Consider the following 18,289-nt stretch of genomic DNA (forward strand, 5'->3'; position numbering starts at 1 on the left):
CACAAGAACGCCCCTTGTCAACTGCGGAACCGGTGTGAGCCGAGATCTCCACGCGCCGTCAGCGGTCGTTCTCCACGGTGAGCAGGCCGCGGCGGAAGGCGGTGGCGACGGCGGCCGCGCGGTCGTTGACGCCGAGTTTGGCGTAGATGTGCAGCACATGGCTCTTGACCGTGGCCTCGCTGATGAACAAGCGTGCGGCGGCTTCGCGGTTGGTGGCGCCGTCGGCGATGAGCTGGAGGACTTCCCGTTCCCGAGCGCTCAGCGGGTCGGCAGGGGCGCGGACCTGACCGAGGAGGCGGGTGGCGACCGACGGGGACAGCACGGCTTCACCCCGCGCCGCGGTACGCACGGCGCGGACGAGCTCGTCGCGGCCGGTGTCCTTGAGCAGGTAGCCGGTGGCTCCGGCCTCGATGGCGGGCATGACGTCCCGGTCGGTGTCGTAGGTGGTCAGGACGAGCACGCGGGCCGCGATGCCGAGCCTGGCCAGTTCCTTGATGGCCGTGACGCCGTCCATCCCGGGCATGCGGAGGTCCATGAGGATCACGTCGGGGTTCAGTGCCCGGGCGCGCTTTACGGCCTGCGCGCCATCCCCCGCCTCGCCGAGCACCTCGAAGTCCGGGTCGCCGGCGAACATGCCTCGGATGCCGTCGCGGACGATGGGGTGATCGTCGGCGATCAGCAGCCTGACCGGGGTCTCAGCCACGTACCACCGCCGGGACGCTCGCGGAGATCGCGGTGCCGGCACCGGGCTCCGACTCGATCTCCAGCGTGCCCGCCAGCCGGCTCACCCGCTTGCGCATCGCCGTCAGACCGAAGCCGCCGCCGTCGCGGACACGCTCGGGGTCGAATCCGGCGCCATCATCGCGGACGTCCAGGGTGACCACGTCCTCCATGTACGACAGGGTCAACCCGATCCGGGACGCGCCGGCGTGCTTGGCCGCGTTGGCCAAGGCCTCCTGCGCCGTGCGCAGCAGCGTCTCCTCCACCTCCGGATGCATGGGACGGACCGTACCAGTGACGGTGAAATCCGCGCGCACCCCGTTGAGTTCGCCCCAATGGGTCACGACGTCGTTCAGCGCCTCGGACAGCGGCGCCGCCTCCAGTTGGCCCGGGCCCACCGCGTGCACGGAGCGCCGGGCCTCGGCCAGGCTCTCCCGCGCCAGCCCGATCGCGTTGTCCACACGGCGGTGCCAGTCCTCGGCCTGCTTGGCCGCCTGAAGCTGAGTGATGATGCCGGTCAGGCCCTGGGCGAGGGTGTCGTGGATCTCAGCCGCCATGCGTTGCCGCTCGTCGAGTACGCCCGCCTCTCGGGCCTGGACCAGGAGCTGGGCATGCAGGCCCGCGTTCTCCCGCATGGCCTCCTCCAGCCGCGCCACCATGAGTTTGCGCTGGGCGCTCCGCTCGGCGGTGATCTCGCCGGCGAAGCTGAACAGGCCCACCGCCGCGACGATGGCGGCGGTGAAGAAGAGGTAGGTGAGGGTTGCGGACGCGGTGGGCTCGGGCAGGCCCCCACGGTAGGTCGCGACGCAGATCGCCGCCGTAGCGGTCAACCCGATGAAACGCCACTTCCCCTTCAGGTACTGCCAAGAGTGCAGATATCCGACGAAGCCAAAGAAGCTCGCGAACCACATGCCCTGTGTGCACAGCGCGCCGATCAGCACCACCAGCCCCGCCACGTAGACCGGGCCCCGCGGCGCCGACCGCATCCAGGCGGCGGCGAGCGCCGCCACGCCGGACGTGACCCACGGGTTGCTGCCGGTGAGCAGGGAGAGCACCATGGAGACCGCCAGCAGCACGTACGGCGCGGCCGCCAGCTGCCGCTCCAGCAGGTGCTCCCATCGGTCGAGCCGCCCGGTCATGCTTCACTCCCAGCGGAAGAACTTGGCCGCCGCGATGCTGATGACCAGGGCATAGGCGGCCATCACACCCAGCAGCAAGGGGCTGGGAGCACTGCCCGCCCAGACATCCCGCATGCTTCGCCCGAAAGCACCCAGCGGGGTGTACTCCCCAATGGCCGCCACGATAGCGGGCATCTGATGCGTCGGCTGGATGAGCCCGGCGAGGTAGGCCATCGGGAAGTACAGCAGCACCCCGATCCCGTTGGCGGCCCGGCCGTTCGGTGCCAGCGCCGCGATGAGCAGGCCGATGGCGAACATGCTCGCCGTACCCACAAGGAACACCAGCACACCGGACAGCACCCGGCTGGGCAGATGAGCGCCGAGGACGATGCCCGCGACCGCCATCAGCAGCCCGCACGCGGTCACCGCCAGGACCAGCTGCAGGAGCAGCTGCACCACCAGCAGGTTCCCTGGACGCACCGGCGTGGTGGACAGCCTGCGCAGTATGCCCCGCTCGCGGTAGGTCGCCAGAGTGGTGGGCAGCAGGTACAGACTCACCAACCCGACGGCGATGGCCAGCGCCATAGGCAGGAGCACGGTGTCACCCGGCTCGATCGAGCTGCCGAACACCACCAGGATGAACAACGGTATGAGCAGCGAGAACAGCGCCCCGGGCTCGCGGGTCAGCAGCTTGGTCTCGACAATGGCGAGTTTCATCATGATCTGCTTCCTCAGCCGAAGGACCGGCCGGTCAGGGCGGTGAACGCGTCGTCCAGAGTGCGCCTGTCGAGGCGGAGATCACTGACCAGGACCTGGTGGCGGGCCAGATGCGCGGTGACCGCCGTGGCGAAGTCGCCCCTGCCCGAGACGACCACCCGGTCCCCCTCCCTGGACACACCGGTCACCCCTGGCAGCCCTTCCAGGCCGACCATGTCCCCTGCCATCAGCGTGAACCGCATCTGGTGCTCTCCGCCGACCAGCCCGGCCGGGCTGTCGATCGCCACGACCTTGCCGTGGTTGAACACGGCGACGCGGTCGCACAGCTCCTCGACCTCGTCCATGAAGTGGCTGACCAGCACCACGGTCACGCCGCTCGCCCGGACCTGCTTGATCAGCTCCCAGGTGGCACGGCGGGCCTGCGGGTCCAGGCCCGTGGTGAGCTCGTCCAGGAAGGCCACCCGCGGCTTTCCCACCAGCGCCAGGGCGATGAACAGGCGCTGCTTCTGACCGCCCGACAGCTTCCCGAAGCGAGCGTTGCGCTTGTCGGCCAGCCCCCATTCCTCCAGCAGTTCCCGCCAGTCATGGGGCTTGGCGTAGAAGGAGGCATACAGATCGAGCGCCTCCCATACCTTCAGGTTCTCCGGCAGTTGGGTCTGCTGGAGCTGCACCCCGATCAGCTCACGAACCTTGGGCCCGTCCTCGAACGGGTCGAGCCCAAGGACCTTGATCGACCCACTGTCCGGGCGTCGCAGGCCCTCCACGGACTCCACGGTGGTGGTCTTACCGGTGCCGTTCGGCCCGAGGATGCCGAAGATCTCGCCCTCCTCCACGGAGAACGACACGCCGTCCAGAACTGTCAGATCCGCGTACCTCTTGCGGAGGTCTGTGACTTCGATGACTGCCATGGCTCAAGCATCTTGTGCTCGCCTTCGCGGCGAATCGACCTGCCAGCCATGATCAACCACGAATGATGCTGACCAGAAAATCCACCGAACGGTGGATACCGCCCTCCTTGCGAACCGCCGGCAGGCTGTGAGGCCTGCCATATCGTCGAGAGGACGACTACTGGCTGTTGCTGTCACTGGAGATCAAAAACGCCCCGTAGCCGGATGGCTCGGGGCGTTTTGGCTGTTCAGATGGTGTGGTCAGGGGCGGGGTCGAACCGCCGACCTTCCGCTTTTCAGGCGGACGCTCGTACCGACTGAGCTACCTGACCCGGTGGTGAGATGACACCTACCAGAGCGGTCCTGACGGGACTTGAACCCGCGACCTCCACCTTGACAGGGTGGCGAGCACTCCAAACTGCTCTACAGGACCTTGCTTGCCTTGCTTGTCGCCGGGAGCTTGTGGCTCTCGGCCTTTGCGCTCGCTTAGCCTACCAGCTCTTCGGAGATCTTCGACCTCCGTCGTTCTGGCGAGCCGTGCTCGCGCGTGCCCCCAACGGGATTCGAACCCGTGCCGCCGCCTTGAAAGGGCGGTGTCCTAGGCCGCTAGACGATGGGGGCTCAGGACTCTCGCCCTGGATCCGTGACGCCTTCCGTCGGGGACTCCTGAAGCATAGGGGACTGCGCCCCAGATGCCAAAGTGGTCATCTCCTGGATGGTGTCGCGGTGGAGTCGACCGGCTTCGCTGGCGACGAGGCGACGAGCGGCTCCGGAAGAATTGTACGTCCCGGCTCGGGCTCGACGTTACGTTGAATCTGCACCCACTGCTCTCCGAAGCCGCCGAGCGTGACGTCGTCCCAGGCCTGGAGACGATGGGTCTTCCTGTCGAAGTAGAGCACGGAAGCCTGGATGGGCGTGGGCTCGTCGTGTTCCAGCCCTCGCAGGCCCGCGGCGCCGGTCGAGCCCTGGATCATGAGCCGGGTGCCGGACTTGAGCATCTCGGTGGAGCGTTCGTGCACGTGGCCGGCCAGGACGAGGGGGACGGCTCCGCTGAAGGCCCGTCCGATGGTGGGGTCGTGTACGGCGACGAGATCAACGGTGATCTTCTTGGCGGCGTCGGCCCCAGCGGGCCCCGTGGTCGCCGCCGGAGAGGGGGAGGGGGACGGCGAGGGCCGCCTGGACGGGGACGGGGAGCCGTGGCCGGAGGACCGGGACGGTCTGGTCGCCGCGTGCGGCGGCTTCCTGCCGGTGGGCGCGGCGTTCGCGGGGGAGGTCAGCCGCTCGGCGTGGAAGCGCCCGAGATCGGTGAGCAGCTGGGCGTCCGACTTGACGTCGACCGACTTGTCGGGCGTGAACCGCGGGTCGCCCACGCCGTAGATCCGCAGGCCCTCCACGGTCTTCTCGCCGCCGTCCAGGACGACGGCGTTCTTCTGCTGGGCGACGGCGTGCTGCGTGCCGATGGAGTCGTGGTTGCCGCGCACGTAGACGTACGGGACGCCGAGTTCGCCGATCTCCTCGACGAACTTGTTCTCGGCCTTGGTCCCGTGGTCGGCGATGTCGCCCGTGTCCAGCACCATATTGATCTTGAACTCATCCTTCAGTGAGCGGATCGTGCTCCAAGCGACGGGATTGAGATGGATGTCCGAGACATGCAGAACGCGCAACGTGTTGGGGTCCGGCGAGTACACCGGCAGGGTGGCGCCCGCGTGGTAGAGCTGCGAGACGTTGGTCACCAGCTTGGCGAGCTGCGTCCGGTACTCCGAGAAGCGGGTCACGATCGACTCGGCGCTGCCGATGAGCGAGGGGACACCGGTGAGCAGGCCGGTGTAGCGCGGCTCGGCGATGGATCGGGGGTTGAAGGTCAGCACCGCCAGCAGCGCGACGAGTCCCATCGCCACCAGGCTGCCCAGACCCGTCCACAAAGCACTGCGCCAATGGCGGAACACGATGAGCCCCGCGAGCGCCCCTCCTGCCACCGCGAACAGCGTGGCTCTGATCACCAGCTCGCGCAGGCCCTGCTGAAGGTCCGCCTCGATCAGGTCCGGAAGGGTCTCCGCCCAGCGCGGACTCTCCAGGAGCCGCTGCGCCACGTCCGCGCGGATGCCGTCCAGGCTCAGGCCGAGCTGGATAGGCCCGTTATGGGAGTCGAAGCGCAGCGTGCCGAGGGGACGGATGTCCACGACCGTCTGGCCGCCCCACGAGGGCCGCAGGCTCATCCCGATCTCCGCGGGGCCCACGGCGGTGCGGACATGGGCGCCGATCGCGAGGCCGAGCCATGCCCCCGCCAACGCGACGACGGCGATGAGCAGGGCGTTCACACTGCGGCGCACGGCGCGCCGTTCGTTCAGCCGCTGAGCGGTCGCCTTCCAGCGCATCAGATTCATCGCCGTCTTGCCTACCCGAAAACCCGGCCCCACTCATAGCCGCGATGAGTCAGCCCGCGTGTCGGCGCCAGTCAAGACGTCTGATCGCGGTTACGCGACGTCCCGCACCAATGACACGATTGACCGGTGGTGAAGGTTTCGCGGGAGAAGTTCGAGGAGCTCGTGGCCGAGGCGCTGGACACGATCCCGCCCGAGCTGGCCCAGGTCATGGAGAACGTCGTCATGGTCGTCGTCGACGATCCGCCCGAGCCGGGGCTGCTCGGGCTGTACACCGGCATCCCCCTGACCGAGCGGGGCGACTGGTACGCGGGGGTCCTCCCGGACCGCATCGAGATCTACCGCAACCCGATCTGCGAAATCTGCGAGACAGAGGACGAGGTCGTGGAAGAGGTGCAGATCACCGTGGTCCACGAGATCGCCCACCATTTCGGGATCGATGATGACCGTCTGCACGAGCTGGGCTGGTAGCCCCTCCCCTGCCTGAAGCCCGGTTCTCGTCCCGTCACAGCGCGGATCCGCCGGCGCGAGGGCGCCCGGCCCCTCTCGATGTCTGCCGCGTACCCGTCACCCCGGGATGCCGCCGTCCATCCCATACCTGACGTCATCCGGACGTAGCGCACGAGGACGGGCTGGTCACGGCCCTTCGTGCCGCCATCGGGCTTGCGAAACGAGCGGCGGACCGGGCACCTTAGGTGACATACTGAACACGGACTGTCAGGAACGGCCCAGCGAGCCCACCGGAGTCATATGGCGGCCATCAGGCCCAGCCGGCTGCCCGGGCGGCACCGCCGCTCGCCCGAAAGCCAGGCAACGTACGGCGAGGTCATCGCCATCGGCGAATTCCGTGCGCTGTGGCTCGGCCAGTGCCTGTCCTTGCTCGGCGACCAGCTCGCCCAGGTGGCGCTGGCGCTCCTCGTCTACGACCGGACGGGGTCCCCGCTGGCCACCGCGGCCGTGTACGCCCTGACCTACCTCCCGCCCATCCTCGGGGGTCCCGTGCTGGCCGGGCTCGCCGACCGGTTCGCGCGCCGCCGCATCATGATCGTGTGCGATCTGGCGCGAGCGGTGCTGGTGGGTCTGATGGCCCTGCCGAGCACGCCGTTCCCCGTGCTGTGCGTTCTGGTGTTCTGCGTCGTCCTGCTCAGCTCGCCCTTCACGGCCGCGCGCGCCGCGCTGCTGCCCGAGATCCTCGAGGGCGACCGGTACGTCGCCGGGTCGGCGCTGCAGAACATGACGAACCAGGTGGTCCAGATGCTCGGCTTCGCCGCGGGCGCCGGAGTGATCGCCGCCATCGGCGCCTACGAAGGGCTCGCGCTGAACGCCGCGACTTTCCTGGCCTCCGGGCTGATCCTCACACTCGGGCTGCGCCGGCGTCCCCCGCCGGCTCCCGAGGACGGCGTCCACGCGTCCATGTGGGCCATGACCAAGTCGGGCGCCCGGCTGGTCTTCGGCGACCGGCGGCTGCGCACTCTGGTGTTGTTCGCGTGGCTCTGCGGCTTCTACGTGCTCCCCGAGGGCATCGCCGTGCCGTACGCCGTCACGCTGGGCGACGATGCTCGAGAGGTCACGTTGATCACCGGTCTGCTCATGGCCGCCATGCCGACCGGCACGGTCATCGGAGCCTTCGTGTTCAGCCGGTTCGTGGCCCCCACCGGGCGCCTGCGCGCCATGGGGTGGATGGCCATGCTGAGCTGCGCACCGCTCATCGGCTGCGCGACGCGGCCTCCGCTGGCCGTCGTCCTGGTCCTGTGGATGCTCGCGGGGCTGGGAGGGGCGTACCAACTCGCGGCCAACGCCGCCTTCGTGCAATGCGTGCCGCCCGGCCGCCGCGGCCAGGCCTTCGGGCTGGTGCAGTCCGGCCTGCTGGCCGCCCAGGGCTTGGGCATCCTCATCGGAGGCGCCGCCGCGCAGGTACTCGGCCCAGAGCCGGTGGTCGCCCTCGCGGGGGCGGCCGGGCTGTGCGTCGCCGCACCGCTGGCCATGCTCTGGACCGAGACTCGCACCGAGATAATCACCAGGGTCCGCACCCAGGTGAGCTAGATGGTGGCGGGGGGCTCGTCCACCGGCGACTGCGGCCGGCTCGTGGGCGACTGCGGCTGGGCGGCGGAGGGGGCCGTGTAGGGCGACTGGCCGGTGGGCTGGTCACCGTACGGCGCGCGGCCGTCCTGCGGGGCCTGCGACGGCTGCCAGTACGAGGAGACCTGGTGCCAGGCGGACCCGCTGTCGCTCTTCTGCTTGTTGATGAGGTCCTGGACGATCGAGCCGTTCTTGCCCTCTTCGGGGATCAGCAGCCAGGCGACGGCGTAGATGCCGACGCCGAGGCCGCCGAAGAAGGTGGCGACGGCGAGCGCGAGGCGCAGGATGTTGGCGTCGATGCCGGTGAACTCGGCGGCGCCGGAGCAGACGCCGGCGACGATCCTGCCTTCGCGGGTGCGGCGGAGTTCCTTGGTGGAGTGACCGTGGAGGTTCATCTCGTTCATGTCTCAAGACTGCCCCCGGGGCCCTTCTTCGCACATCGGGATTCCCCCTGGCCCGACCCTGGTGACGCCCTGAAGCCACGAGAGCCGAAGCCGCTGCTTGAGCCTTACCCTGACAGGGCACCACCTGTAGGTGAAGGCAGCGTCGCCCGGCACACGGCCCCTTGCCGCCCCGCGAGAGGTGGTAGGCGGTCGCGCAAGGCGCGGTACGCTCAGTACCCTGCAATCTATGCCGGGCCGCTAGCTCAATGGCAGAGCTGCGGACTTTTAATCCGTAGGTTCAGGGTTCGAGTCCCTGGCGGCCCACCTGCGAAAACACCCCCGGAGCGCCATGCGTCCGAGGGTGTTTGCTAACACCTTTGCTAACAGCGGCCCTACGGTGTCCCCTTCAGCGCTTGCGCGAAGACATCGGCCGCGGATGCTTCCGCCGACCGGATCACGTGGGCGTACACCCTGAGCGTGATGGCAGGGTCCGCGTGCCCGAGTCGCGCGGCGACCACATGTACCGGGACGCCGGCCAGCAGGAGCGTGGTGGCGTGGACATGTCGTAGGTCATGCAGCCGCGCGAACGGCAGCCGCTCTGCGGACGGCTGTGCGGCGTTGTGCGCCTTCACGAGGTCCCGGATCAACTGTGTGACGGTGTCGGGGTAGATCGGCCGCCCGAAGCCCGTCGTGAAGACGTGGAGATCCTTCTGCCCGCTCCACTCCTCCCCCGCGGCCGCCTTGTCGGCCTCCTGCCGCGCCTGGTGCTCCCTGAGGACGGCAACGGTCTCGTCGTCGATGCTGACCACCCGAATCCGCCCGCTCTTCGTGGTGCCCTCGATGCGCTCACCATCCACGACACCGGCCGACCCGGCAATGGTGATCGTCTTTCCAGCGAAATCGACATTCGACCAGCGCAGATTGACCAGCTCACCGCGCCGGGCGCCGGTATAGGCGGCGAGATGGAAGAAGGCGAACAACCGATGCGATCTGGCTAGCGACAGGAACGTGCGGAGCTGTTCAGGAGTCCACACGCTCCCCGGTTCGGCGTAGACGTGCTTCGGCCGCTTGGCCCGCTCTACGGGGTTCGACGTCAGAAGCTCTTCGACCTTCACGGCATCACCGAATGCCTTACGCAAGACCGCGTGAACATGGCTCACTGACCGCGTGGACAGCGGCTGACCGCCCTTACCGCCCTTAGTGCTTAGATGCCAGTAGAGCTTGGTGATCGTGCTCGGTCGCACCGCCTGTAGCCGCAATGATCCGATATGTGGAGCGATGTAGAGCCGAATCAGCATTCGGTAACCGTGCAGCGTCTTGGGCTTGATCTCGATCGCGTGGGACTCGATCCATTCGGCCAGGTACGCCCCTACGGTGATGGCGCTCCGGTCCACATACTCACCGCGCCGAGCTGCCACACGGGCCTCGTCGCGCGCGGCTTTGGCCTCGTCCTCGGTAGTGAAGCCGCCCACCCATTTGGGCTTGCTGACGCCGGTTTCCGGGTCGGTGACCCTGATGACGTATGACCAGGTCTTGCCGCGCTTCATGACGCCGTCGCGGAGCTTCGGCGCGGGCTTGCTGCCTGTCCTCTTGCGATCGGAGCCCTCTGGGGCGGAGGGCGGAAGGATCTTTGTCACGCTGCCCTCTCTTTCGCCAGCAGGTCGGAGACGTAGTTCTCAAGAGCGGACAAGGGGATGCGGCGGGATCGATCGATGTGGAGGTAAGGAATTTCGCCGTCGCCCATGAGGCGGTACAGCTTGGCGCGGGAGATCGAGAGCGCTTCGGCGGCCTCAGGCACGCTCAGGAGGAGCTTGGCCATGCGCTCACCTCCTCGTCGGAAGCCATCGGCCGGCCGGTGATCGCGGCGGCGAGGACCTGTTCTCCGGCGGACAGGCCCTTACCGGCGTACTCCCAGTGCGCGATCACGAGGACGGTGTCCTCGTCGAACAGGGGTAGGCGTCCGGTGCTGATGTCCTCGTCGCGCATGTGGTCGGCGCGGGCGGCGCGTAGGGCGCCGAGGGTTGTGGAGTAGTGGCGGGATTTGGTGGAGAAGTGGCCGCGGAAGCCGAGCATGTGTGCCCATTGGGCGAGCCGTAGCTCGTTGAGCTGGTCGAGTTCGGCCAGGCGGAAGCACTCGGCGATCAGCCGCCGGGGATGCTCACGCAGGCCGAGACCGGTGACCTCGTTTGGGGTGTTGATGCGCCGGTCGATGGTGCCGACGCATTCGGCGGCTTTGGTGGCGTACTTGGCGATGTAGCCGGCGACCGCCTGCTCTGTCAGTTCTCCGTCCATGGTGATGGGCCGGACGTCGAGCTGTGTCCCCCAGCGCAGGACGCGGGCAGGCTCACCAGCCAGGGACGGAACGGGGACGCTGACCGCACCGGCCGCATGCCGTACGGCCAGCGCCAGGGCGTCACGCTCGGCCCAGGCCGGAGGCGGGGTGTGCGGTCCGCCGGGTCCGTCGAGTCGGATGACCGCGTGGAAGTGCACGACGCCGCGGCGTTGGTACTCGGCGACTTTGGCGAAGGAGACGGCCAGGTGTTCACCCAGTTCCTTGACCGTCAGGCCGTGGAGCTTGGCGAGGTTGCGGCGCAGGGCGAGGGTGAAGCGGCGCCACAGTTCGGGGGCTAGGGCGTTGAACAGCACGCTCGCGGCGTAGTCGTAGCAGTCGGGGCAGAGCGGTTCGCCGAGGCGGTTTTCCTGGTCGCCGTGCCGGGCGGTGCAGGAGATGACGCGCCCGTGCGGGCACTTGTCGGCGTCGCACCGGGGGTGGCAGGGCTGGACCTTGCCGCCGTGCTCGCGCCGGGTGTGGACCGCGCCGAACGAGGGGGCGGTGAGAGTGACGAAGAGCGCCGGGTGTGCGCTGACGGTGTCGGGGACGCCTTTGCCGCCGGCCAGGCCCGCGCGGATGAGCTGGTAGGTGTCGGCGCGGTAGATCTCGGCACAAGCCGGGCAGCGGGAGGCGCGCCGGGTCTTGCACTGCACGCGCAGCACGCCGCCGGGTTCGCGGTTGGTGTTGTAGGTGTGCAGGACGTGGCCGGTCGCGGCGTCGATGTGCCGGACGCGTCCGCGCAGGTGGATGGGTTGGCGGCATCCGCCGGTCGCGCGGATCTGGGCGGCCCAGCGGTCGTATTGGGGGTCGTGGAGCCGGGCGATGATGCCGGTTACCGCGTGCTGAGCGCGGGGGTTGGGGATGATGGGGCGTGTCCCTTCCGGGTCTTTCGGGTTCGGTTGGGGATGGCCCCCGACGTGGCGCGGAACTTGGCGGTTGTGTGGCCACGCCGGGGGCGCCGAGGCGTTAAGCCCCGTGGTTGTCTGCTCCGGTTCCGTCGCAGTCGCGGCAGGTGTCGGCCATGCTGTCGACGCCGGTCCCGCCGCAGGTCGCGCAGCGGTAGCGGACCACCGGAAGCGGTTCGGTCATCGTCCGTTCTTGGATCTCCTGAGCCGGGGCGTGCTGTGGGTGGTCGTCGAGATGGGCGCCCATGGTGGTGGTCCCTTGGTCAGGCGGTGGAGACGGCCGTGTGGTCGGGGATGACGCAGCCGTGGTAGCTGCTGAATGCTTCGTGCCTGGCGCGGGCGTCGGCGAGGATCGCGAACGCCTCGTAGCGGACCGGCCCGAAGTGCAGAGCGGTCATGTAGTGGTCGTGAGCCAGGGCGCCGGAGTCGATCTTCGTGCCGCACAACGCGGCGATCCGGTCGATCTCAGCGCACATCTCCGCATCGGCCGTGCGCTCGGCGCAGTAGCCGATGGTGGTGGAGTACCTAGGCACGGGGACTTCGGGATTGGCCTCCAGGAAGGTGGCCAGCCGTCGTAGTCCGGTGATGAAGGCCGTCCGGTGGTCGGGGTCGACAGACATGGATGGTGCTCCCTTCACGGTGTTTCCGGTGTTGTGCGCAGGTGGTGGAGTAGGTCGGTGGCGAGTTGGCTCGATACGCCTAGCCGGGCGCGCAGCAGGTCGAGGGTGATGGGCTTGCCGTGCTTGGCGCTGTGCTCTTCGACCACGCGCCGGGCGTAGTCGAGGAGCGCGGGAGAGGGTTCGGTGGCGTCGCGCTGGGCGCGGTCGAAGGCAGGTAGCACGGTGGCCGGCGCGGCGACGGCCGAGGCCGGGGATGGTTCGGGGTGGGGGCCGGTCGCGCGTCGTTCCAGCATCGAGACGGCGACGAGGAACGCTGCCGCGGGTGTCGCGGCGGTCAGCCAGCCCCACACCGATGGTTCGGCCTGGTGGAGGTTGGCGGCCAGGGACAGGATGATTCCGGCGACCAGGACGCAGGTGGGCCAGGAGAGCGGGCCGGTCCGGTGGCGGCCGGTCTTCTTGTCGCGTTGACGTTCGCGGGCGGCCATGACGCAGGTCAGATCGACGCACACGGCCACCGCCCAGGCCATCGGGCCCGTCTGCCCGTGCTCCACCGCTGTCTGTCGTACGTGGGAGAAGGAGCCGGCACCGGCGATCAGTGCCAGGACGATGACGGGACCGGAGTCCAGCAGCCAGGAGGCGAGGCGTCGCATGCCGGTCAGCCCTCCAGGACGGCGGTTTCAGGGGCGAGGAAGTCGGCGAGGTCGGCATCGCTCAACTCGGCGCAATGGGTACCGGCCATGACTTCGGCCCATGACGGAGTGAGACCGGCGTAGGTGCGGGTGGCGGCTTCGGCGGCTTGCTCGGAGACGTAGAAGGAGCGCGCCCGGTACCACTGGCCGTCTTGGCCGGCGACGATCGCGACGCCGGGGGTTTCGGAGGCGATGGCCCGTGCGGAGACCAGGGCTGCGGGGTCGAGGTCGCCGAGGGTCATGGTCGCGGTTTCGGGATCGTTGACGCGATGGCAGATCCGCCCCGAGCACTGAGCGCGCAGGGCCGTCACTCCGGGGCCGAGGTCGGAGCCGATGCGCTGGCCGCAGCAGAACAGGTAGATCCCGAACGCCCGTCCGAGCTGGGCGATCCGCAGCAGCGCTGTGGAGGTCTTGGCGATCTCGTCTTTCTCGGACTTGTCGGCCATCAGGTACAGCTCTGCCAGCTCATCGACCAGGACCACCACGGGGACCGGTCGCCGGTCGCCCGGCAACTGCCAGATGTTGCGCGCTCCGGTTGCACGACAGGCGGCCATCCGGTCCACCATCAGCGAGACCAGGTCATCGAGCAGGTTGACGCATTCGGCGCGCGAGGTGGCCAGGGCCGACAGGCGGGGTTCGTACGGGGTGAACTCCACGCCGCCTTTGAGGTCGAAGCCGACCATTGCCACCGGTTGCGGGGATAGTCCGATGATCAGGGCGTTGGCAAGGTTGGACTTGCCGGATTGGGTGGCACCGGCGTTGAGCCAGTGCGGGACGGTGCGGAAGTCGATGACCCAGGGGGAGCCGGTCTCCAGTCGGCCGACGGTGACCTTGAGCAGTTCGGTCGAGACGGGGAGCCGGTCGATTCTGACCAGCGGATCGCGGATGGTCGCGGCCAGGGTGACGCGACCGCGCTTCTTGGAGGAGACGCGTACGGCGTGGACGCGCCAGGAGTGCGCGAGCCGTTCGGCGACCTGGGCGTAGTCCTCCGGGATCTGACCTTCCAGGAGGCGAATGGTGACGCGCCAGCCGTGACGGGTCGGCATGGGCAGCCACATCCACGGCTTGGTGTCGACCGCGACCCGTTGCAACCGCCGTTTGACGCGGACCAGGCCGGTCGAGGAGATCAGCCCGGGGACGGTGGTGAACCAGAAGCGCTGCCGCTTCTTTGTCAGGCCGCAGCCGAGGGCGACCTTGCGCCAGGTGAGGCGGACCGTGATGGCGGTCAGCGGGTAGCGCAGGCACAGCCAGAAGGACCGGTAGTGCCAGCGGCGCCAGGCCCAGAGCCCGGCCGCCGAGGCGGCCAGGACTCCGAGGGAGAGGAGGAGATGGTCAGACACCGCGCGCCTCCGCGGTGACGGCGGGCAGGAGTGAGGTGGCGCGGTAGGCGATGCCCCAGCGTCCCGACAGTTCCCACACGTAGCCGACCAGGCCGACAGGCTTGACCTCGTTGCCGGGGACGACCGAGGGCTCCCCGACGACGCCGATCTTGACCAGCTCGATCTTGCCGAAGGCGTCCTCCACGGAGAACAGCACCTCATAGACGGTCTGACCGGTGGTCTTGTCGGTCTTGAGTTCACCGGTCTCCTTGTTCAAGATGCGCGGGCACGGAGCCTTCACGCAGATGAACTGGAGCCGGGAGACGTCGACCGGGATGGGGATGTTGCGCATGCTGAACACACCTCTCGTCTGCCTGCTGAGCAGGCGTGGGGGACGAGGGAGATCACGCGCCGTCAGAATCCGGAGGCGATAGCATCGAAGCGCCAACTAGGGTGCTGACCGCATCCGGCCTGGGCGGGATCTCCCGCTCAGGCCACTTTCATGTGTGGCCTGTACCGCTCCGGGGTGAGCGGTCGCTTCGTTTCTGGCCCTGAAACGCAGAAGAGCGTTTGTGTTGGGCTGTCACCTCCTGTCCAGGAGAGCTTCAGCGACAACACAAACGCTACCTCGCACCGCGAGTATCTGCTAGTACTTTTAGTATTAGTACACGTACTTTTTCTACACGCCGATCCGGTCGGCAAGTTCCCGCAGCTCAGGGGATGGCGGGTCTTGCATGGTCAGCAAATCGGACACCAACTGGTAGGTGATTCGGTGGTTCCGTATCTGCTCCGGTGTGATCGTCTCGGCCTCCAGCAGCGCGGACACGGCCTCTTCGACCTGACGGCGCTGCGCATGAGCGCGAGCCAGGTCGACATGAAGCCGGGCACGCCGCTCAGGTGACAGCGCCGATGTGTCCACCGCCGTCCCGACCCGAAGCGCATGACCGGCGTCACCCAGCTCGACGCCCACGGCCACCTCATGAAGCGTGACGTTGGCCGGCCCGAACTCGGTGTTGTAGTCGTTGCGCCCTTCTCCCAGCCGCTCCGCGACCTCACGAGCCCGCGCCAGATGCTCATAGGCGGTAGTGGCCTCGTTCAATCGAGACGCGGCCACGGCTCGTTGCAGGGTGAGACCGCCCCACAACGACATGGCCTCGGGCTTGCCCTCATCGACCAGGAACCACAGCGCCTCGGAAGCCGTCCGAGCCGTCTCCTCCACCTGGTCGAAGTGGCGCGCGCCCAAGAAGACGAAGCCGAGCCGGAATGCGCCGGCCGCCATCATCAGCGGGTCACCCGCTCGTTCCGCTGCCACGATCGCCCTGTCGGCGGCGATCCACGCGGCCTCCGGCTCGCCGAGCTTGGCCAGCGCCGCCGAGCACGCCTGATAGGTCACCGCCAGCAGTTGGAACAGCTCCGCCCGCCGCTCCTCGGGAGCCGAGCGGGCAGCGGTCTCCAACGCGGGTACCAACCCGCGCAGTAGGTCGGCCAGCTCGACATACCGGCTCTCGTGCGTCAGCTCCCACGCTCGGTCGACCCGCGGCTTGATCTCCGATGTAGGCGGGACGGGCGCCGAGTGCAGCATGGCCCGCAGGGAATGGGCCCCCGAGAGCACTAGACGCAGACTCGCCGTTCCTGGGATCTCCTCAGCGGAGGCCGCGACGACCGGCGCCTCCGCCGCCAGCTCCGACAACGGGATGTCCAGAGCCTCGGCGACCTTCTCCAGGACCGACATGCGGTCGACCTTGCGGACGCCGCGCTCTACCTGGGAGATCCACGCCACCGACCGGTCGACCAGCCGCGCCAACTCCGGTTGCGACAGGCCGCGCCGTTTACGTTCTTGGGCGATCCGCCGGCCTAGTGCCCGTTGGTATTCGGTGCTCACCCTGCCGTTCCCTTGCCGGTCTGGAGCGACAGCCAGTCGACCTCGACCGAGGCCAGCAGCTCATCGCGCGCCCCGAGGAACCGCCGAGTGTGCTCCTGCTCCTCGTGGGTGTCGAAGGCCGCCCGGTCCCGGTACAGCTCGTAGAAGATCCGCTGAAGCGGCTGGCCCTCCACCAGGTGGGACGCGTACACCAGCGTGCCGGGCTCTTCCGTGCGGATCTTCTCGATGGTCTCGGCGACCAGTTGATCGAACGCCTCCGCGCTCGCCTCGTCCTTACAGGTGAATCGGACCACCAGACCGAACATGAACTCCTCCTTCGTCGCAGCCTCTACCTGAGCAGTACTTATTGTGCGTGGCAAGTACCGCAAGTGGCTTGCACTCTAAGTACTGTACTCGTACTTTAAGTATCAGGCATAGATGCAGTGCCCCTGACCTGCTTGATCGCGAGGTGAGCCCACGTGACCGCACCCACAAACAGCCGCAAAGGCACCGGAGAATGGCAACAAACCTTCCTCGGACGAGCGGAGCAGGTGCGCGCGGTCCGCCGCTTCGTCAAGACCCATCTCCCCGACCACGCCGACGCCGATCTCATCGCCAGCGAACTCGCCACCAACGCCGTCGAACACACCTACACCGGACAACCCGGCGGAACCTTCACCGCCACCGTCAAGCACCACCCCGACGGCACCGCCTACATCGAGATCGCCGACCAAGGCGGACCCATCGCCTTCGGCGCCCGCACCTCCACCCGCGAAGGCGGGCGAGGACTCCACCTCGTCACCGCCCTCACCACAACATGGGGAGTCAAAGGCGACGCCGCCGGCCGCACCGTCTGGGCCCAGCTACCCCCACCCACCCCATGAACGACACACCATCGGCCTTACGCGCCCTCCGCGAACGCTTCCCCCACTGGGCCTTCCTCTACAACCCCTTCGCCTACCGCTGGCACGCCCTCCACGGCCGCACCACCACCCTCACCGCCGACACCCCCCAAGAACTCGCCGAACGCATCGTCCGCCACCAAGTACGCCAACGCCTGACCAGACCCCAACCACGGCAATGAGCGACGCCTAGCAACAACCGGCAAAGCACCAGACCAGAGGCACCGCGAAGGCCACGACATTCAAGATCATCCGAGTCCGCGTTCCTCCGGATGAGGACTTTCTCTACGTCTTTAAAGGCGGCCCGCTGCGCGGTCCGCCGGGCGCGCCGGTCGGTCTGCGTGCCCGGCTGCGGCCCTCGGCCGGTCCGGGCACGCACCGCCCACGCGCCCGCAGAACCAGCACAGTGACCACCTAAGGCCGTGACGATCGCTCACTTCGGTCCTCGCCACACGCGGTCGGGGCGATCGGCTGCCGCGCGGCTTCCGGTGCTCGGGCCTGGCGGCCCTGCGCTCCGGGTCCGCTTGCCAACGAGTGACCTGGTGATCATCTGACGGGGCAGGCCGGATCGCGAACAGGCATGGACGTGACCTCGCCAGCGATTCGAGGTGGAGTCCAATTCTCGTCCGATCTGCTCAGCTCAGCAGAGGAGGAGTGGACGAAGATCTTGTTACTAGACCAGCTGCGAAGTACTCTCTTTAGGCTTGCACAATGAGGAGGTCCTTTCGTGGCGCTTGCCGACTTAGACTCTCGCTACTTGTGGTTACTAGTGGGACTATCGACCTTGTTCCCATTACTGCGATTAAGTCTCCTGATGCCTACCTGGGGCTATCGGGCAAGGGTCGCCATCGGATTTCTCGTTGCTCTAGCTGGCCTAGTAGCTAAGTATGCCTTCTTTACCGATCACTCATCGCCAGCTAAGTGGATGGCGATCTATGTCGTAGCGATGATTGCTCTATTAGCGGGAACCTTGGGCCAAGGTGACGAGATCAGGGAGGCCGCCTCTCATGCATTGAACAATCCGGATCAGGAACCGCAATATGTGCGCCCCGCTCCCTTTGTGTTGAAAGTTATGGCCGCGATCGCGGTCCAGCTTCTCTTGTTGTACTTGCTGTTCAGCGACTTCTGATAACGCAACAGCAAGAACGATCTTGCTAACGCGCATGCTAACTGCCTCCCGAGACGGCGGTAGACGCTGGTAGAAGTTGATCAAGATGATTGCGCTTCGACCAGGCATGTAGTGACACCGGGAGACGTGGGTAGACGCTCTTCGGACGACTTTTAATCCGTAGGTTCAGGGTTCGAGTCCCTGGCGGCCCACCCATAATGACCTGGGCAGACTCCCAGATATCCTGATCAGCAAGCCTGTCCGGGGT

General features: G+C 67.6%; 21 protein-coding genes and 4 tRNA genes. 6 read left to right on the plus strand and 19 right to left on the minus strand.

All coding sequences use genetic code 11. The annotated features are described in order from the left end of the window. Positions 1 to 58 precede the first annotated feature (58 nt). From ACWEN6_RS31770 to ACWEN6_RS31805, 8 genes are all read right to left on the minus strand, one after another. Entirely contained in the window at positions 59 to 703 is a 645-nt protein-coding gene (locus tag ACWEN6_RS31770) for a response regulator (RefSeq protein WP_452575391.1), read from the minus strand. Continuing rightward, the gene (locus ACWEN6_RS31775) at positions 696 to 1,859 is read right to left on the minus strand and encodes a sensor histidine kinase (RefSeq protein WP_452575393.1); all 1,164 of its coding nucleotides are present in this window, start codon (positions 1,857 to 1,859) and stop codon (positions 696 to 698) included. The genes ACWEN6_RS31770 and ACWEN6_RS31775 overlap by 8 nt, the downstream gene beginning before the upstream one ends. Positions 1,860 to 1,862: 3 nt before the next feature. Continuing rightward, entirely contained in the window at positions 1,863 to 2,558 is a 696-nt protein-coding gene (locus tag ACWEN6_RS31780; RefSeq protein ID WP_452575395.1) for an ABC transporter permease, read from the minus strand. A gap of 11 nt (positions 2,559 to 2,569) precedes the next feature. Next, entirely contained in the window at positions 2,570 to 3,463 is an 894-nt protein-coding gene (locus tag ACWEN6_RS31785; RefSeq protein ID WP_452575397.1) for an ABC transporter ATP-binding protein, read from the minus strand. Between the two features lie 237 nt (positions 3,464 to 3,700). Further along, positions 3,701 to 3,774: transfer RNA gene (locus ACWEN6_RS31790), tRNA-Phe, on the minus strand. Positions 3,775 to 3,800: 26 nt separating this feature from the next. Beyond that, positions 3,801 to 3,875 (minus strand) — tRNA-Asp (locus ACWEN6_RS31795). 115 nt (positions 3,876 to 3,990) lie between these two features. Then, positions 3,991 to 4,063: transfer RNA gene (locus ACWEN6_RS31800), tRNA-Glu, on the minus strand. An 83-nt stretch (positions 4,064 to 4,146) separates the two neighbouring features. Next, positions 4,147 to 5,826, minus strand: coding sequence for a metallophosphoesterase family protein (locus ACWEN6_RS31805; RefSeq protein ID WP_452575399.1), 1,680 nt, complete (start codon positions 5,824 to 5,826; stop codon positions 4,147 to 4,149). A gap of 126 nt (positions 5,827 to 5,952) precedes the next feature. Between ACWEN6_RS31805 and ACWEN6_RS31810 the strand changes: the two genes are divergently transcribed. Beyond that, the gene (locus tag ACWEN6_RS31810) at positions 5,953 to 6,294 is read left to right on the plus strand and encodes a metallopeptidase family protein (RefSeq protein ID WP_354925337.1); all 342 of its coding nucleotides are present in this window, start codon (positions 5,953 to 5,955) and stop codon (positions 6,292 to 6,294) included. A 279-nt stretch (positions 6,295 to 6,573) separates the two neighbouring features. Beyond that, the gene (locus ACWEN6_RS31815) at positions 6,574 to 7,866 is read left to right on the plus strand and encodes an MFS transporter (RefSeq protein WP_452575401.1); all 1,293 of its coding nucleotides are present in this window, start codon (positions 6,574 to 6,576) and stop codon (positions 7,864 to 7,866) included. Here the strand turns inward: ACWEN6_RS31815 and ACWEN6_RS31820 are convergent. Then, positions 7,863 to 8,306: a PspC domain-containing protein gene (locus tag ACWEN6_RS31820; RefSeq protein ID WP_354844534.1), complete on the minus strand. Its 444-nt coding sequence runs from the start codon at positions 8,304 to 8,306 to the stop codon at positions 7,863 to 7,865. The genes ACWEN6_RS31815 and ACWEN6_RS31820 overlap by 4 nt on opposite strands. A 231-nt stretch (positions 8,307 to 8,537) precedes the next feature. Here ACWEN6_RS31820 and ACWEN6_RS31825 point away from each other — a divergent pair. After that, positions 8,538 to 8,609, plus strand: a tRNA-Lys gene (locus ACWEN6_RS31825). A 68-nt stretch (positions 8,610 to 8,677) separates the two neighbouring features. Here ACWEN6_RS31825 and ACWEN6_RS31830 read toward each other — a convergent pair. The 10 genes from ACWEN6_RS31830 to ACWEN6_RS31875 form a co-directional block, all read right to left on the minus strand. Next, positions 8,678 to 9,922 (minus strand): tyrosine-type recombinase/integrase, encoded by a 1,245-nt coding sequence (locus ACWEN6_RS31830; protein ID WP_354844532.1) that lies wholly within the window; start codon positions 9,920 to 9,922, stop codon positions 8,678 to 8,680. After that, on the minus strand, positions 9,919 to 10,104 hold the full coding sequence (locus tag ACWEN6_RS31835; RefSeq protein WP_354844529.1) for a helix-turn-helix domain-containing protein: 186 nt from the start codon (positions 10,102 to 10,104) through the stop codon (positions 9,919 to 9,921). Before ACWEN6_RS31835 ends, ACWEN6_RS31830 begins: the two co-directional genes overlap by 4 nt. Next, positions 10,086 to 11,480: a replication initiator gene (locus ACWEN6_RS31840; protein WP_452575517.1), complete on the minus strand. Its 1,395-nt coding sequence runs from the start codon at positions 11,478 to 11,480 to the stop codon at positions 10,086 to 10,088. The genes ACWEN6_RS31835 and ACWEN6_RS31840 overlap by 19 nt, the downstream gene beginning before the upstream one ends. Before the next feature lie 103 nt (positions 11,481 to 11,583). Beyond that, entirely contained in the window at positions 11,584 to 11,706 is a 123-nt protein-coding gene (locus ACWEN6_RS31845) for a hypothetical protein (RefSeq protein ID WP_260324633.1), read from the minus strand. Positions 11,707 to 11,785: 79 nt separating this feature from the next. Continuing rightward, positions 11,786 to 12,142, minus strand: a complete 357-nt coding sequence (locus ACWEN6_RS31850; protein WP_354844526.1) for a hypothetical protein — start codon at positions 12,140 to 12,142, stop codon at positions 11,786 to 11,788. Positions 12,143 to 12,156: 14 nt separating this feature from the next. Next, positions 12,157 to 12,792, minus strand: coding sequence for a DUF2637 domain-containing protein (locus tag ACWEN6_RS31855; protein ID WP_354844524.1), 636 nt, complete (start codon positions 12,790 to 12,792; stop codon positions 12,157 to 12,159). 5 nt (positions 12,793 to 12,797) lie between these two features. After that, positions 12,798 to 14,171: an FtsK/SpoIIIE domain-containing protein gene (locus tag ACWEN6_RS31860; RefSeq protein WP_354844521.1), complete on the minus strand. Its 1,374-nt coding sequence runs from the start codon at positions 14,169 to 14,171 to the stop codon at positions 12,798 to 12,800. Continuing rightward, positions 14,164 to 14,502 carry an SCO3933 family regulatory protein gene (locus ACWEN6_RS31865; RefSeq protein ID WP_354844518.1) on the minus strand — a complete coding sequence of 113 codons (339 nt, stop codon included), beginning with the start codon at positions 14,500 to 14,502 and terminating at the stop codon, positions 14,164 to 14,166. Before ACWEN6_RS31865 ends, ACWEN6_RS31860 begins: the two co-directional genes overlap by 8 nt. Before the next feature lie 327 nt (positions 14,503 to 14,829). Then, positions 14,830 to 16,032, minus strand: coding sequence for a helix-turn-helix domain-containing protein (locus ACWEN6_RS31870; protein WP_354844515.1), 1,203 nt, complete (start codon positions 16,030 to 16,032; stop codon positions 14,830 to 14,832). Further along, entirely contained in the window at positions 16,029 to 16,337 is a 309-nt protein-coding gene (locus tag ACWEN6_RS31875) for a putative quinol monooxygenase (protein WP_354844512.1), read from the minus strand. The genes ACWEN6_RS31870 and ACWEN6_RS31875 overlap by 4 nt, the downstream gene beginning before the upstream one ends. 153 nt (positions 16,338 to 16,490) lie before the next feature. Between ACWEN6_RS31875 and ACWEN6_RS31880 the strand changes: the two genes are divergently transcribed. The 3 genes from ACWEN6_RS31880 to ACWEN6_RS31890 all read left to right on the plus strand — a co-directional run bounded on the left by ACWEN6_RS31880 (position 16,491) and on the right by ACWEN6_RS31890 (position 18,042). Then, positions 16,491 to 16,895 carry an ATP-binding protein gene (locus ACWEN6_RS31880; protein WP_452575403.1) on the plus strand — a complete coding sequence of 135 codons (405 nt, stop codon included), beginning with the start codon at positions 16,491 to 16,493 and terminating at the stop codon, positions 16,893 to 16,895. After that, positions 16,892 to 17,095, plus strand: a complete 204-nt coding sequence (locus ACWEN6_RS31885; protein WP_354844506.1) for a hypothetical protein — start codon at positions 16,892 to 16,894, stop codon at positions 17,093 to 17,095. Before ACWEN6_RS31880 ends, ACWEN6_RS31885 begins: the two co-directional genes overlap by 4 nt. Before the next feature lie 545 nt (positions 17,096 to 17,640). After that, on the plus strand, positions 17,641 to 18,042 hold the full coding sequence (locus ACWEN6_RS31890) for a hypothetical protein (protein WP_354844503.1): 402 nt from the start codon (positions 17,641 to 17,643) through the stop codon (positions 18,040 to 18,042). The last annotated feature ends 247 nt before the right edge of the window (positions 18,043 to 18,289 follow it).

The organism is Sphaerisporangium sp. NPDC004334, assembly GCF_053602655.1.

What these genes read in the sequence shown, in the direction of transcription:
- ACWEN6_RS31850 (WP_354844526.1), bottom strand. Translation starts at nt 12,142, where the DNA reads ATGTCTGTCGACCCCGACCACCGGACGGCCTTCATCACCGGACTACGA.
- ACWEN6_RS31835 (WP_354844529.1), bottom strand. Translation starts at nt 10,104, where the DNA reads ATGGCCAAGCTCCTCCTGAGCGTGCCTGAGGCCGCCGAAGCGCTCTCG.
- ACWEN6_RS31775 (WP_452575393.1), bottom strand. Translation starts at nt 1,859, where the DNA reads ATGACCGGGCGGCTCGACCGATGGGAGCACCTGCTGGAGCGGCAGCTG.
- ACWEN6_RS31885 (WP_354844506.1), top strand. Translation starts at nt 16,892, where the DNA reads ATGAACGACACACCATCGGCCTTACGCGCCCTCCGCGAACGCTTCCCC.
- ACWEN6_RS31855 (WP_354844524.1), bottom strand. Translation starts at nt 12,792, where the DNA reads ATGCGACGCCTCGCCTCCTGGCTGCTGGACTCCGGTCCCGTCATCGTC.
- ACWEN6_RS31805 (WP_452575399.1), bottom strand. Translation starts at nt 5,826, where the DNA reads ATGAATCTGATGCGCTGGAAGGCGACCGCTCAGCGGCTGAACGAACGG.
- ACWEN6_RS31875 (WP_354844512.1), bottom strand. Translation starts at nt 16,337, where the DNA reads ATGTTCGGTCTGGTGGTCCGATTCACCTGTAAGGACGAGGCGAGCGCG.
- ACWEN6_RS31815 (WP_452575401.1), top strand. Translation starts at nt 6,574, where the DNA reads ATGGCGGCCATCAGGCCCAGCCGGCTGCCCGGGCGGCACCGCCGCTCG.
- ACWEN6_RS31845 (WP_260324633.1), bottom strand. Translation starts at nt 11,706, where the DNA reads ATGACCGAACCGCTTCCGGTGGTCCGCTACCGCTGCGCGACCTGCGGC.
- ACWEN6_RS31785 (WP_452575397.1), bottom strand. Translation starts at nt 3,463, where the DNA reads ATGGCAGTCATCGAAGTCACAGACCTCCGCAAGAGGTACGCGGATCTG.
- ACWEN6_RS31820 (WP_354844534.1), bottom strand. Translation starts at nt 8,306, where the DNA reads ATGAACGAGATGAACCTCCACGGTCACTCCACCAAGGAACTCCGCCGC.
- ACWEN6_RS31780 (WP_452575395.1), bottom strand. Translation starts at nt 2,558, where the DNA reads ATGATGAAACTCGCCATTGTCGAGACCAAGCTGCTGACCCGCGAGCCC.
- ACWEN6_RS31865 (WP_354844518.1), bottom strand. Translation starts at nt 14,502, where the DNA reads ATGCGCAACATCCCCATCCCGGTCGACGTCTCCCGGCTCCAGTTCATC.